Origin of the sequence: Sedimenticola thiotaurini (assembly GCF_001007875.1) — a bacterium.
GTDB lineage: Bacteria > Pseudomonadota > Gammaproteobacteria > Chromatiales > Chromatiaceae > Sedimenticola > Sedimenticola thiotaurini.
Map to the genome: position 1 here is coordinate 2,882,181 of NZ_CP011412.1, position 14,421 is coordinate 2,896,601.

15 protein-coding genes are annotated in these 14,421 nt (G+C 58.9%); 10 read left to right on the forward strand and 5 right to left on the reverse strand.

Features of this window, described 5'->3' with window-relative positions; all coding sequences use genetic code 11:
* Positions 1–6 precede the first annotated feature (6 nt).
* Positions 7–600, reverse strand: coding sequence for a TetR/AcrR family transcriptional regulator (locus tag AAY24_RS19455; protein ID WP_046860091.1), 594 nt, complete (start codon positions 598–600; stop codon positions 7–9).
* 142 nt (positions 601–742) lie between these two features.
* Between AAY24_RS19455 and AAY24_RS13240 the strand changes: the two genes are divergently transcribed.
* From AAY24_RS13240 to uvrD, 8 genes are all read left to right on the forward strand, one after another.
* The gene (locus AAY24_RS13240; protein WP_234422175.1) at positions 743–1,195 is read left to right on the forward strand and encodes a MaoC family dehydratase; all 453 of its coding nucleotides are present in this window, start codon (positions 743–745) and stop codon (positions 1,193–1,195) included.
* A 165-nt stretch (positions 1,196–1,360) separates the two neighbouring features.
* Complete coding sequence (locus AAY24_RS13245) at positions 1,361–2,080, forward strand: SIMPL domain-containing protein (protein WP_046860092.1); 720 nt, start codon at positions 1,361–1,363, stop codon at positions 2,078–2,080.
* 132 nt (positions 2,081–2,212) lie between these two features.
* Positions 2,213–2,809, forward strand: coding sequence for a YhgN family NAAT transporter (locus tag AAY24_RS13250; RefSeq protein ID WP_418064567.1), 597 nt, complete (start codon positions 2,213–2,215; stop codon positions 2,807–2,809).
* Between the two features lie 47 nt (positions 2,810–2,856).
* Positions 2,857–3,384, forward strand: coding sequence for a hypothetical protein (locus AAY24_RS13255; RefSeq protein ID WP_046860093.1), 528 nt, complete (start codon positions 2,857–2,859; stop codon positions 3,382–3,384).
* Positions 3,385–3,430: 46 nt separating this feature from the next.
* A complete protein-coding gene (locus AAY24_RS13260; protein WP_046860094.1) occupies positions 3,431–3,787 on the forward strand; it encodes a thioredoxin family protein in 357 nt (118 codons plus the stop codon).
* Positions 3,788–3,903: 116 nt separating this feature from the next.
* Positions 3,904–4,464, forward strand: coding sequence for a hypothetical protein (locus tag AAY24_RS13265; protein WP_052761243.1), 561 nt, complete (start codon positions 3,904–3,906; stop codon positions 4,462–4,464).
* Between the two features lie 183 nt (positions 4,465–4,647).
* Entirely contained in the window at positions 4,648–6,177 is a 1,530-nt protein-coding gene (locus tag AAY24_RS13270) for an AMP-binding protein (RefSeq protein ID WP_335337172.1), read from the forward strand.
* A 303-nt stretch (positions 6,178–6,480) separates the two neighbouring features.
* A complete protein-coding gene (gene uvrD, locus AAY24_RS13275; RefSeq protein WP_046860096.1) occupies positions 6,481–8,649 on the forward strand; it encodes a DNA helicase II in 2,169 nt (722 codons plus the stop codon).
* A gap of 12 nt (positions 8,650–8,661) precedes the next feature.
* On the opposite strand, the gene AAY24_RS13280 is transcribed toward uvrD, so the two are convergent.
* The 3 genes from AAY24_RS13280 to AAY24_RS13290 all read right to left on the reverse strand — a co-directional run bounded on the left by AAY24_RS13280 (position 8,662) and on the right by AAY24_RS13290 (position 10,465).
* Entirely contained in the window at positions 8,662–9,042 is a 381-nt protein-coding gene (locus AAY24_RS13280) for a response regulator (protein ID WP_046860097.1), read from the reverse strand.
* Positions 9,043–9,150: 108 nt separating this feature from the next.
* Entirely contained in the window at positions 9,151–9,822 is a 672-nt protein-coding gene (locus tag AAY24_RS13285) for an RluA family pseudouridine synthase (protein WP_046860098.1), read from the reverse strand.
* Between the two features lie 4 nt (positions 9,823–9,826).
* Positions 9,827–10,465, reverse strand: coding sequence for an alanyl-tRNA editing protein (locus AAY24_RS13290; protein WP_046860099.1), 639 nt, complete (start codon positions 10,463–10,465; stop codon positions 9,827–9,829).
* Positions 10,466–10,657: 192 nt separating this feature from the next.
* Here AAY24_RS13290 and AAY24_RS13295 point away from each other — a divergent pair, with 192 nt between their 5' ends.
* Both AAY24_RS13295 and AAY24_RS13300 read left to right on the forward strand, forming a co-directional pair.
* Entirely contained in the window at positions 10,658–11,215 is a 558-nt protein-coding gene (locus tag AAY24_RS13295) for a TRAP transporter small permease subunit (RefSeq protein ID WP_046860100.1), read from the forward strand.
* Positions 11,212–12,591: a TRAP transporter large permease gene (locus AAY24_RS13300; protein ID WP_046860101.1), complete on the forward strand. Its 1,380-nt coding sequence runs from the start codon at positions 11,212–11,214 to the stop codon at positions 12,589–12,591. Before AAY24_RS13295 ends, AAY24_RS13300 begins: the two co-directional genes overlap by 4 nt.
* Before the next feature lie 540 nt (positions 12,592–13,131).
* Here AAY24_RS13300 and AAY24_RS13305 read toward each other — a convergent pair.
* Positions 13,132–14,205, reverse strand: a complete 1,074-nt coding sequence (locus tag AAY24_RS13305; protein WP_046860102.1) for a TRAP transporter substrate-binding protein — start codon at positions 14,203–14,205, stop codon at positions 13,132–13,134.
* Positions 14,206–14,421: the final 216 nt, after the last annotated feature.

A 14,421-nucleotide genomic window follows, 5' to 3' on the forward strand; every position in this document is an offset into this window, starting at 1 on the left:
GGCGGTTCAACCCGTCTGTCTGAGCAGTTGCCGGGTGGTGGCCATGGCCGCTTCCAGGGCAGTCTGGTCGTGGCGGATCTTGGTCAGCACCGTGGCCCCGAGCCACAGGTTGTAGAGTGTCAGGGCACTGTTGGCCGCATCCAGATTCCCGGGCAGAGAGCCATCCGCCTGTCCCTCCTCGATACATTCGCTGATCAGTTGAATAATGCGGCTGGTGCCCCGCTCCAGGGCGGTGCGCATCGATTCAGAGAGGTCGGACACTTCACTGCCCAGCTTTACCGCCAGGCATTTGCCTGCGGTCCCCTCACCGGACTGGGTCTCCAGCCACAACTGCCAGTACTGCATCAGGCGTTCCGCGCCGCTGCCCTGGCCGCTCTTCAGCAGTGTTCTCAGGCGTGCTTCGTAGTCGGTAAAGTAATCCTCCAGCAACGCCTCGCCGAATGCTTCCTTGGACTTGAAGTAGTGATAGAACGACCCCTTGGGTACGCCGGCCGCCGCCAGCAGTTCACTCAGCCCGACGGCGGTAAACCCCTTACCCAGAATCAGGGGGTTGGCGGTATCGATTATATGTTGGCGTATGTCAGTCGGTTCGGTAACCATGGGTGTACCCTACTCTCAATTAGACCGGTCGTCTAGAGATGTGTGGCAGCGATCTGTCATGGCGAGGGCACCGGCCTATCCGGCTGGCCGTTTGCTGCCGGATCGGGTTCCGCTATGATCAACGGGATCAGGCGGAGAACCAATGATGATGAAAGACGAGCTATTCGGGAAACTGCACGGCTACTACCTGGAAGATATCACGGTGGGTATGGAGGCGGTTGTCTCCAAGACCATCAGCGAGGCCGACGTGCTGATGTTCAGCGCTGTCTCCGGTGACGATAATCCACTGCATATGAACCGGGAGTTTGCCGAATGCACCCGCTTTAAAGAGCGTATTGTGCATGGTATGTTGACCACCAGTCTCTGGTCGACTCTGGTGGGGACGCGGCTGCCGGGCCCCGGTTGTGCCTACCTGGGGCAGCAGATCAATTTTCTCAAGCCGGTACATATCGGCGATACGGTAACGGCCAGTCTGACCGTCACCCGTATTGAGCCGGACAAGCAGCGTGTCTACCTGGATGCGGCGGCGTGGGTTGGCGAGACGCTGGTGGCGAATGGCGAGACACGCACCTGGGTGCCCCGTCGAAATAGCTGATTATGCTAACCCGGTGGCAAGGATCACCACTCACTGGAACCGCCGTTCGGCACCCCCCATGCGCTGTACCGGTGGTTATGGTGGTGCGGCGGGGACATCTGTGCCGGGCGTTTTTTCAAGACCGGGTCCGATCAACCATTGAGTTCCAATCTGAAGGAGTAGCAAGTGCAATCAACCGGTAGGAGCAGCGCCTTTATTCTCGGTGCGTTCATCTGCGTCGGTCTGGCCCTATTGGGTTATCTGCTGGCGAATGCGGCGATTCAATACAAGCAGTTTGATCGCAGTGTGACGGTGAAGGGGTTGTCGGAGCGGGAGTATGACGCCGATATCGTGATCTGGCCGATCCAGTTCTCGGCCGCCAGCAATGATCTGGAGAGCCTCTACGATGTGATGGAGGGTAATGCCGGGAAGATCAAGAATTTTCTGGTTGAAAACGGTATCGCTGCCGAAGAGGTCTCCTTCACTTCCCCCGCTATCACGGACAAATCCGCGCAGCAGTACGGTAACAGTGCCCGGCCCGAGTTCCGCTATACGGCCTCGCAAACCGTGACGGTCTATTCGAAGAATATTCCGGCGGTGCGAAATTTGATGGGTTCCCTGTCAGAACTGGGGAAGCAGGGTATTGTCTTCACCGGGGATCTCTACCAGTCCCAGACCGAGTATATCTTCACCCGGCTGAATGAGATCAAACCGGCCATGATTGAAGAGGCCACCACCAAGGCCCGGGAAGTCGCCGAGAAGTTTGCGTCGGACTCCCGCAGCAGCCTGGGCAAGATCAAGCGGGCATCCCAGGGCCAGTTCAGCATCTCTGCACGGGATAAGAACAATCCCCATATCAAGAAGATCAGGGTGGTCTCAACGGTCGAGTATTACCTGTCCGACTAGGGCGCAGGTTGTTACTCAGCAGCGGTGGTTGACGGGCCCGCCGGGGGCTGTGAGTATGGATGGCCACTACAATCAGGCGATCAAGTCGGTCGTTCGCTGATCACCAGAGATACAAGGAAACAGGGGGATATCTTGAACTGGAGTGATATCGCAGCAGCGGCGGTGACGCTGTTTTTGATCATGGACCCTCTGGGGAATGTGCCGGTATTCAATGCCGTGCTGTCCAAACTGGAGCGGCGCCGCCGCAGCCTGGTGATGGTCCGGGAGCTGCTGATCGCCCTGGTGATCCTGCTCGCTTTCCTGCTCGCCGGTAATAGCATTCTCGGGTTTCTTGGTCTGACCCAGCCGTCCCTGAGTATCGCCGGCGGTATCCTGCTGTTTATTATCTCCCTGCGCATGATTTTTCCGGCCCAGACCGGGGATGATGATAGCGAGTATGAAGACCCCTTCATCGTGCCGCTGGCGGTTCCGCTCATCGCCGGACCGTCCACCATTGCGGTCCTGCTGTTGTTGAGCTCCAATCAACCCGGCCAGATCCTCGAGTGGAGCGTGGCGCTGTTTATCGCCTGGCTCGGTTCAACCCTGCTGCTGGTGGCCTCCCCCTACCTGCTGAGTGTGATTGGTAACCGGGGGACCCGGGCGCTGGTTCGCCTGATGGGTATGATCCTGGTGATACTCGCCACCCAGATGCTCCTGGATGGTATCCGGGCCTTTATCGCAACGCTCTGAACAGGTAGTTAATCCATTCAGCCCTATTGCCGATCAGATATCCGACCATGCCGGCCAGCGAGACCAGCCAACAGGAGAAGATCCGACTGGAGCACCAGGCGGCCAAGCTCTTCATGCGCTGGTACGAACATGACACGGGCAAACCGATCCGGCACATCTGGCATAACCGGCCGATCAAACCGGACGTCTCCTGTCAGTTTGAAGGGGAGCGGCTCGATCTGGAAATCGCCCATCTGTACGGTACGGAACAGGAGGCGATGAAAATACTGGGTCGCAACCTGAGCAGGAAAACCCGCCAGGAGTTGCGCAAAATGGAGCAGGATACCGATCCCCACCACCGTCTGCTCAATGCGCTGAACCGCATCCTCGCTAACAAGGCCACCAAACGGTATAAAACCCGGCGGGTCTGGCTGGTTATACGGAATGCACACCCGGCCTGGAATTCCAACGTCATAGCGGCCATGCAGCACCGCATCCAGGTGCCGCGCAAGCATCCATTTGAGCAGATCTGGATCGTGGGTGATTTTAACGGCAAGAGTGGTATTGTGCAGTTGTATCCCCGGAACCGGGAGTAGTCACAGGTTGTTGATCAGGTATTGGAACAATCAGGATGGGTAACGGATGAAAACAGTCTCCACGCTGGAGGAGTTCCAACAACAGCAGCGCAGCGGCGCCCTGCTGGCGCTGTTTGGTGGCCCCCATTGCGGTGTCTGTCAGGCACTCAAACCAAAGCTTTCTGAACTGGTGGCATCCCGTTTTCCGGAGATTGTGCTGCTCTATGTGGATTGTGAACAGAGCCGGGAGATCTGTGCGCAGCAGGGGGTGTTCAGCTTACCGGTGGTGAAACTGTTTATCGAAGGTCAGATGCACCTGGAACTGGCGGGGAGTTTCAGCCTGCAGGCGCTCGCTTCGCGGATCGAGCGAGCCTACGGATTGTGGATCACCCTGCGCCAGGGGGGAAATCCTCCCGGCCAGTGAAGATCCCGGCAAACCGGAGAAGAGCCGGGACACGCCGGGGCATCTGGTCTTATAATCAGCAGAGAACCTATTCGACCGGATCGCCTGCCGATCTGGTCAACACAGTGAGGCCCATTATGAACAACCCGATGCAATGGATTCTGATCCTGGCCACATCGCTCCTGCTGGCCGCCTGTACCCCGGCTGCAGTGCGGGACCCCGCCTCCCCCTTCTACCAGGTGCCGGTCGGTAGCCAGATTATTCTGCACCAGCCTTTGGAGATCCGGCCGGGACATACCCGGGTGTTTATCCAGCGGGGTGAAGTGACCCGCTTCAAAGATCTGGACCAGTATTGGCCCCACTGCAATTTCGAGGTCCGTTATCTGGTACAGGAACCCCAGCAGATTGCACCGGATACCTTTACTGTTGAGCGGGTACAGCAGGGCCAGACCGAGATTGTCGGTTGGCCCCGTGTGCAGGTTGCCGCGCTCAATCTGTTGGCCTTCAGCCGCGAGGGCGGTGGTCCACCTTCGGTGGCGCGTTACTACGATCTCTGGCTCTCGTCGCAACAGCAACCCAACGTGATGCGCCTGCGCTGCTTCGATGCCATGGACGATCTGCCCCGGGCCAATCTGCCGCGCTATAGCGATATTGAGGCCACTTTGGGAGCCATCGCTACGATCCAGCCGGCGCAATGAGGAGAATCGGCACAGGCTTCTGTGTTAGATTAGCCCCAAAAGACCTGTGTTGTTTTCAGCCCGCCCGTGTTGGTTAACCCCTGCGCAAAAAAGAAATGGGGCTGTCTCAGGGGTCACTGTTAACCAAGTGGCAGGCCAGTCCCAGAAATGTTGATTACCGAAATTTTGGCCCGTAACGGGCGCATGTATGCCGAAGAAATTGCCCTGGTGGAGCGTGACCCTGCCACCGGCTTGCGGCGGGAGATCAGTTGGCGATCGTTCGACCAGGAGGCCAATCGCCTGGCCAACGCGCTACTGGCGCAGGGGGTGAAACGGGGCGATCGGGTGTTGCACCTGATGATGAACTCCCTGGAGTGGCTGCCCTGCTATTTCGGCATACTGCGGGCGGGTGCCATAGCCGCTCCGCTCAACTTCCGCTTTGAAGCCGGGATTATCCAGACCTGCAACGAGATTGCCGAAGCCCGTGTACTGCTGTTCGGGCCGGAATTCATCGAGCGGATCGAGGCGGTTAAAACGGCACTGGATGAGACTATCCGGCACTACGTCTACGTCGGCCCGGAGAGTGATTGTCCCGCCTTCGCCACACCCTACGCCGGTTTTGTTGATGGAGCGGATGCCCGGCAGCCTGACGTGTCGATGGAGATCACCGACAGTGCGGCGCTCTACTTCACCTCCGGCACCACCGGTACGCCCAAGGCGGTCAGCCTGACCCATCGCAATCTGGAACACGCCTGCTATGTGGAGAATCAACACCACCGGCAGACCCACGAAGATAACTTCCTCTGCATCCCGCCGCTCTACCACACCGGCGCCAAGATGCACTGGTTCGGCAATTTTGTCGTGGGGGCCAAGGCGGTGCTGCTGAAGGGGGCGCGGCCGGAGTGGATTCTGGAGGCGGTCTCGGAAGAGCAGGCGACTATTGTCTGGCTGCTGGTGCCCTGGGCCCACGATATTTTGATCGCCTGGGAGAACGGCGAGCTGGATTTCGGTCGCTACCGGCTCGATCAGTGGCGACTTATGCATATCGGCGCCCAGCCGGTGCCACCCAATCTGATCAAGGCGTGGCGCAAGCTGTTTCCGCACCACGAGTACGATACCAACTACGGCTTGACCGAAAGCAGTGGCCCCGGCTGTGTCCACCTGGGAGTGTCGAACGGTCACAAGGTAGGCGCTATCGGCAAGCCCGGTTTTGACTGGGAGGCCTGTATTGTGGACCCGGAGGGTAACCGGTTACCCCCGGGCGAGGCGGGTGAGCTGTTGGTGAAAGGGCCCGGGGTGATGGAGTGTTACTACCGCAATCCCGAGGCAACGGCTGAGTCACTCCAGGATGGCTGGCTGTTTACCGGTGATATTGCCCGCCAGGATGAAGAGGGCTTTATCTGGCTGGTGGATCGCAAAAAGGATCTCATTATCACCGGCGGTGAGAATGTCTCGCCGGTAGAAGTGGAGCACTATTTTCTGGAGCACCCGGATATTCAGGATATTGCGGTGATCGGCACGCCGGACCAGCGACTGGGAGAGCTGGTCACTGCCATTATCCAGATGAAGGAGGGACGCTCCCTGACGGAACAGGAGCTGCTCGCCTATGCAGAGCGACTGCCCCGCTATAAACGACCCCGACGGTTCCACTTCGACAAGGTGCCGCGTAATGCCACCGGCAAGATCGAGAAGCCCCGGTTGCGCAAGCGTTATGGGGCCATGAGCGAAGCGTGAGACGACCGGCCCGTTTGGAGCAGGCGGCTGGCTGCTTTGCCCTGACAAAAAAAGACGGGCATGACGCGATCAATGCCCGTGAGCTTCCTTCCCGGATCCCTGTTGCGTGACTCCCTGCACGCGGGTTTGTTGTTAACCGAATGCAGCGGCTGGTTGGCGATCTTTTGGCTGCATTCGACTTCTTTATAAAACAGGAAGATCCATATGGGTATGACAGTGGTCAACTAAAGCACCTTTGTTCCACTGGGGTTTACCGCCACACAACAGGTCGTGATCCAGGGCAACCACTGTTAAGATAATCCGATGGACGTTTCACATATTCTCGAAGGTTTGAACGATGCCCAGCGGGAGGCGGTCTCCGCCCCGCCGGGCGGTATGCTGGTGCTGGCCGGGGCAGGCAGTGGCAAAACCCGGGTGCTGGTGCACCGGATCGCCTGGTTGTTGCAGGTGGTGGGTGCGTCGCCCTGGAACATCCTGGCTGTCACCTTTACCAACAAGGCAGCCCGGGAGATGAAGGGGCGTATTGAAGATCTGCTCGGCCAGCCGGTGGGTGGTATGTGGGTCGGTACCTTCCATGGTCTGGCCCATCGTCTGCTGCGGGCGCACTGGAAGGATGCCAATCTGCCGCAGAGTTTTCAGATTCTGGACTCTGACGATCAGTACCGCATGATCAAACGGCTGCTCAAGGCCATGGATCTGGACGAGGCACGCTGGCCACCGCGGCAGGCCCAGTGGTTTATCAACGGCCGCAAGGATGAGGGAGTACGGCCCCAGCACATGGATGATGGAGGCGATCCCTATCTGCGCACCATGATCCGTATCTACGCCGAGTACCAGTCCACTTGTGATCGTGGTGGCGTGGTGGATTTTGCCGAACTGCTGCTGCGTGCCCATGAACTGCTGCGCGACCGACCGGATATTCTGCACCACTATCGTGAGCGCTTTCAGCATATCCTGGTGGATGAGTTCCAGGACACCAACACTATTCAGTACGCCTGGTTGCGACTGCTGGCCGGGGAACATAACCGCCTGTTTGCCGTGGGTGATGATGACCAGTCCATCTACGGCTGGCGCGGCGCCCGGGTGGAACATATCCGGGATTTCCGCAAACACTTCCCCGATGCGCCGTTGCTGCGACTGGAACAGAACTACCGCTCCACCGCCACCATCCTGAAGGCGGCCAATGCGGTGATCGCCAACAACCCGTCCCGGCTGGGCAAGGAGCTCTGGACTGACGGCAGCGAGGGTGAGCCGATTCTGCTCTATAACGCCTTCAATGAGGTGGATGAGGCGCGCTTCGTGGTGGAGCGGATTCGCCATTTCACCGAAGAGGGTCACCGCCGGGATGAGTGTGCCATCCTGTACCGCTCCAACGCCCAGTCGCGGCAGTTTGAAGAGGCCCTGATCCAGGCCCAGCTGCCCTACCGGGTCTATGGCGGTCTGCGATTCTTCGAGCGGGCAGAGATCAAGGATGCCCTCGCCTACCTGCGCCTGGTGGCGAATCCGGAAGAAGATCCCTCTTTTGAGCGGGCGGTGAATCAGCCGCCGCGGGGTATCGGCCCGCGCACCCTGGATGCGGTCCGCGCCCACGCCCGGGATTTCGGCTGCTCCCTGTGGCAGGCATCCCGGGAGCTGGTTGAAGGTGGTGCCATGGCCAAGCGGGCGGCCGGTGCGTTAAACGGATTCCTGGAGCTGATCGCCGAGCAACAGGCCAGTACCCAGGGGCTGGCGCTGCACGAAATCGCCGACCAGGTGATCTCGTCCTCCGGGCTGGCAGAGCATTTCCGCAAAAGTCGTGACGGCAAGGGGCAGGACCGGGTGGAGAACCTGGAGGAGTTGGTTAACGCGGCGCGCCAGTTCACCTACGAGACGGTTCCGGAAGAAGATGAGCTGGATCCGTTGACCGCGTTCTTATCCCATGCGGCTTTGGAGGCCGGGGAGAACCAGGGCGACCAGTTCGAGGATTGTGTGCAGCTGATGACCCTCCACTCGGCCAAGGGGCTGGAGTTTCCGCTGGTGTTCATGGCCGGGGTGGAGGAGAAGTTGTTCCCGCACAGCATGTCGGCGGAAGATCCCGAGCGGCTGGAGGAGGAGCGGCGACTCTGCTACGTGGGGATGACCCGGGCTATGGAGCAGCTATACCTTACCTACGCCGAGAGTCGGCGCCTGCATGGCAGTGAATCCTATCCCCTGCCCTCCCGGTTCCTGCGCGAGATCCCTGCTGAACTGGTACGGGAGATTCGCTCCCGTCCGCAGGTGAGTCGTCCGGTCTATGGGGGGGCGGTATCCAGTGGATTCGCCGATGAAGCCTGTGGTTTCCAGCTGGGCCAGCGGGTACTGCATCCGAAATTTGGTGAAGGGGTGGTGCTGAATGCCGAGGGTCAGGGCGGCAGCGCCCGGGTACAGGTGAACTTTGAACAGGCGGGTGCCAAGTGGCTGGTGGTCGCCTACGCCAACCTGCAACAGATCTAGCTGCGCTATTTGCTATATCTTCTCTGCCAGGGTTGTGTCTTTCGGGTGCAGGATATTGTTTACCGCTTCAATCAGCACATCAGCCGAAAGTGGCTTGATAAAGGTGGCAACCACCACCGGCTTGGCGAACTGGATGAATTCCGGGTAGGCGGAGATCACGATCACCGGGATCTTGCACTGATCGATCAGTTTGAAGATCCCTTCCAGTCCGTCGTGATCCGGCATTACCAGATCGGTAATGATCAGGGCCGGTTGGTGCTGTGTGACCAGATTCAGGATGTCCCGGCTGTCCTCCGCCTGGATCACTGCGTAGCCCCGGGCCTCCAGCGACAGACTGTAGTACTCCCGCAGCGGGACATCATCCTCCAGTAGCAATAGGGTCTGTTCAGCCATGAACTTGTCTTCCTTGTGTGGCCGCCGGTGGCGTGACCCGACGTTATTACGCTCTATGGTGTAATTATGGCAGAGTTTGGCCGGGTCGAAAATCGGGCCGTTATCCGGTCAAAAGGGGGGCTCGGAAGTAAAGCGCAGCGGCTCGCCAGTCAGCGGATGACGCAGGGAGAGTTCACTGGCATGCAGTAGCAGGCGTGGCGCCCGTTGACGGTTTTCCCCCTCGGCGTACAGGTTGTCGCCCAGGATCACGTGTCCCAGAGCCAGCATGTGCACCCGCAGCTGGTGCGAGCGGCCGGTCTCCGGGATCAGTTCCACCCGGCTGCACACCTGCTCCGGCTGGTAGCTCAGCAATCGATAGTGGGTCACGGAGGGTTTACCCAAGCGGTGATCCACCTTCTGCCTGGGCCGGTTCGGCCAGTCGGTTATCAACGGCAGGCGGATGGTCCCGGTGGGTGGGTCGAGCCGGCCGGCCACCAGGGCAATATAGCGCTTGCCGATCTCCCGTTGCTGGAACAGGCGGTTCAGGGCGCGATGCATGTCAGCACCCCGGGCCATGATCATGATGCCGGAGGTGTCCATGTCCAGGCGGTGTACGATCATGGCGTCCGCTATTCTGGCCTGCACCCGCCGGGCCAGGCAGTCCTGCTTGTCTACCCCCCGGCCGGGCACCGACAACAGGCCGCTGGGCTTGTTCAGGATCAGCAACGCCTCATCCTGGTAGATGATATCGAGACCGGTATCGGGTGGCGGCTGGTAGGTTCCGGGGTCGGCTGGCTTCATCTGGTCACTCCAGCCGGATCTCGATACGCTCTTTACCTTTACCGGGATTTTTGCGTTTCAGGATTACCGTGCCGATCTCGCCGGTCCGTTTCAGATGGGTGCCGCCACAGGGCACAGGGGAGAAGCCGTCGATCGCCCAGAAGCGTTTTTCGGTGGCGCGGTCGCTGAAGTCGCTGATGATTGCCCGATCCTCTTCCCCTAGGGCATTCACCTGGGCGGCCACCTCCGGCAACAGGCTGGCCAGACTTTCGCCGCTGAGAAAATCGATCCGCGCCTTCTCCTCGGCGATATGGGCGCCGATTTTTTCAATCCCGGGGTGCGCCCGGTAAACCAGTTCCAGCACCAGTTCACAGGCAAAATGCAGACGCATCAGTCGATAGCGACGTGGCCAGTCGATTTCGATCCCTACCAGGTCACCCGGTTTAAGCCCATGCCCGGCATCCAGGGTGTAGATAATCTCATGCCCCTGTTTGCCGGCGCTCACAACCGGCCGGCCGCCTATCGTGCCCCGGTCACTCTCCTGGCCGCCGGAGAAGGCGTAGAAGATGGTGCGATCCAGGGTGATATGGTTGTCCCGGACGGAAGCCACTGTTGCTTCCAGCCGTGACAGATAGGGATCCTGCCAGAATATTTTTTCAACCATCAGTGGGTTCGGCCCATGTGCAGTGGAATTGGTCAGCGGAATTCTGGACCACAACCGGATTGCCGTAAAGCGCTGCCGTGGCACGGCTTCTGTGAGGTTGGCCCGAAGGTGGTGTCCGGTCGTTGAATCTTGTATTGTTCAGGGGCTTAAGCGCAGTGCAGTATAATAATTACCCCGAGGGGACTTCACTCTATGCAAATGCTTTTACGTTTTTCCGGCATGATCGATGCCGTGAATGAACGGGTTGGGCGGCTGATATCCTGGTTGGTTCTGATCATGGTTCTGCTGGGCGTCTATAACGCTGTCACGCGCAAGTTGAGCCAGACCATCGGTATGGATTTCAGTTCCAATGCCTATATTGAAGCGCAGTGGTTTATGTTCAGTCTGGTGTTTCTGTGGGGCGCCGGTTACGCCCTGAAGCATCAGGCCCACGTGCGGGTCGATATTCTCTATTCGCGGGTTTCGGAACGAACCAAGGCGTGGATCGATATCATTGGTACCTGCCTGTTCCTGCTGCCCCTGTCGGTTCTGATTGTCTGGGTCAGCTACAGCTATGCGGCGGACTCCTGGGCCATCCTGGAAGGTTCTCCCGATCCGGGCGGATTGCCGCGCTACCTGATCAAGAGCGCCATACCCACCGCTTTCGTATTGCTGATTTTTCAGGGGCTGAGTGAGCTGATTAAACAGATCGCTTTCCTCAGGGGCCTGATCCCCTACCCCCGCCAGGTAAAAGAGGAGGATGGGATATGAATCCGGATCTGCTGGGCCCCATCATGTTCGGGGGAGCGCTGTTATTGATCTTTATGGGCTATCCGGTGGCTTTTGCCCTGGGTGGCACCGCCCTGGGTTTTGCCGTCATTGGTATCAACATGGAGCTGTTCGATTTCGTGCTGCTGCAGGCCATGTCGCAACGCATTTTCGGCGTAATGCAGAACTATACCCTGCTGGCGGTGCCGTTCTTTATTCTGATGGGCATGCTTTTGGAGCGAACCGGCTTGGCCGAGGATCTGCTCAAGACCATGGGTATCGCCTTCGGTCGGGTGCGGGGCGGACTCGGTTTCTCGGTGGTAATCGTGGGCACGCTGCTGGCGGCTGCCACTGGCGTGGTGGGTGCCACAGTGGTGGCCATGGGACTGATCGCCCTGCCGATCATGCTGGAGTATCGCTACTCCAAATCCCTCGCCTGCGGCATCATCTCCGCCTCCGGTACCCTCGGCCAGGTGATTCCGCCCAGTATTGTGCTGATTGTCCTGGCGGATCAGCTCGGTGCGCCGGTGGGTGATCTGTTTGTCGGCTCACTGATTCCGGGTCTGCTGTTGTCGGCCATGTATATGGCCTATATCGGTCTGGTGGCGATGTTCCGCCCGGCCATGGCGCCGGCCATGCCGAAAGAGGCGCGCGCAATGGAAGGCAAAAAGCTGAGCCGTGAAATCAGCCTGGTGATGATTCCGCCGCTGGCGCTCATTGTGGTGGTGCTGGGCAGTATCTTTGGCGGCTGGGCAACGCCCACCGAGGCGGGCGCATTCGGCGCAGTGGGTGCCATGATTCTGGCCCTCATGAAACGGCGCCTGACCCTCAAGTCGATGCTGGACAGTATGACCGAAACAGCCAAGCTGACCAGTATGGTGATGTTTATCCTGGTCGGTTCCCAGGCATTCTCCCTGGTGTTCCGGGGTCTGTATGGCGATCTCTGGGTGGAGGACCTGCTCACCTCTCTGCCCGGCGGTGTGGTGGGTTTCCTTATCCTGGTGAATCTGGCCGTGTTCGTGCTGGGCTTCTTTATCGACTTCTTTGAGATCGCCTTTATTATCGTGCCCCTGCTGGCGCCGGTGGTGGTGCGGATCCTGGCACCGATGTTTGCCGAGTTTGACGAACCGGGACGCATGGCTCTGGTCTGGTTCGGTGTGATGATCGGCATGAATCTACAGACGTCCTTCCTGACGCCGCCGTTCGGATTCTCTCTGTTCTATCTGCGTGGCGTGGCGCCGAGGTCGGTGACTACGGCGGATATCTATCGGGGGGCCATCCCGTTTATCGTGATTCAGCTGATCGGTCTGCTGGCGCTGTTCTACTATCCTCAACTGGTGACCGGTTTGTTGAGTCAAGGGGTCGGTCAATCCTATTAGCTGACCGCTGCCGCCCTATCGGTCGGGTCACAGTCGCCTGTGTTGTCATAAAAAAGTTTCTCCGCAGGTGACGGTGAAGAGAGGATTGAGCTGTTAAAGGAACTTCGCCCGGCCTGACGGTTTTGGGCGAAGTACTTTTGTAGCCAACACTGCCCCAAAGCCTCTCCCCGGTCAGCCTGCCCTTCCGGTACTCTGCGCTTCTCGGTCTGAGCGGCTCAGACAATTTCGCGCCTGTTTCCGTTCACTCCTGTGATGCTCGACAGGCTGAACGGGGAAGTGCACTGTCATGCAGCTCACCAATCGGGTTGTTCATCATAAAAGACGTTATTCAGGGTTTGGATTCCGCAGAGTGATCCGACTTCCGCGCGCCCCGGTGCCGGCGAGAACCGCAGGGAACTCCGCCGGGGTGGCTTGGTGGCGCGAGGGTTGTGGTTACTTTTTCCCGAAAAGTAATCCAGTGAAGGGGACGGGGCTCTCGTTTAAAAAAGCCCCGGTTCCATGCGGTACCGGGGCCTCTTTCAGTTTCTACGCCAGGGCCGCTTATTTGTAGTTGAAGCGGGCGTAGGAGGTTTCATTGGAACTGAACCAGGTGTCCGAGTCCGTCTTGAAGGCGCGCCAATCGGCATAAATCTTCTTGAACCGGGCGTTTTCCGCCGACAGTTCATCATAGAGTGCGAGAGACTCCTTCCGTGCCGCCTCCAGAATCTCGGTGCTGTATTCGCGGATCTTGGTGCCCTTCTCCACCAGCCGCTTCAACGCTGCCGAGTTATGGGTGTCGTATTCCGACATCATATTCAGATTGGATTCCGCTGCGGCGGAGGCGACGATCTCCTGATACTCCTTGGGCAGGCTGTCCCACGCCTTCTGATTGATATAGAGGCTCAGGGTCGGTGCCGGCTCCCACCAGCCGGGATAGTAGTAATAGGGGGCAACTTTGTAGAAGCCGGCCTTTTCGTCATCGTAGGGACCGACCCACTCGGTGGCGTCGATCACACCCCGTTCCAGGGCCGGATAGATCTCCGCGCCGGCCATCACCTGCACGGTGACGCCGAGGCGACTCATCACTTTGCCGCCCAGTCCCGGGATACGCATTTTCAGACCCTTCAGGTCGTCGAGGGAATTGACCTCTTTACGGAACCAGCCGCCCATCTGGACACCGGTGTTACCGGCCGGGAAGTTGACAATATTGTGTTCGGCGAAAATCTCGCGCATCGCTTCACGACCACCACCCTGGTAGAACCAGGCGTTCTGCTGGCGGAAGGTGAGACCAAAGGGCACGGCTGCGTCGAATGCCAGGGCGGGATCCTTGCCAATGTAATAGTAGGAGGCGGTATGGCCCATCTGCACCGTACCCTGGGACACCGCATCAAATACCTCCAGACCACCGACCAGTTCACCGCCGGCGTAGGGGATGATTTCAAACTGGCCACCGGTCATGGCTTTGACTCTTGCTGCGACCGATTCGGCACCGCCGAAGATAATGTCAAACGCCTTCGGCCAGCTGGTGGCCATACGCCAGCGGATCCGCTTTTTGCTTTGGGCGAGTACCGCCGGAGCAGCGCTCGCGGCAGCCGCGCCAACCGCGGCTTTTTTCAGAAAATCACGACGTTTCATCTGGAGCTCCTCTGTCTGGGTGATGTTATTATTGGAACAGCATAGGAGATCTATATATAGGCGATTGATTCAGTGAGTGCAAACTGAATCGTGATTCAACCGTTGCCACGTTGTGGGTAGTTCGGCCGGGCAAAGGTTTATCCGGCTACTGATTTAGCAGTTACATCTGCAAGCATTTTTATCTGGCCCGGTACGGACCATTGGAGCCGGATACAA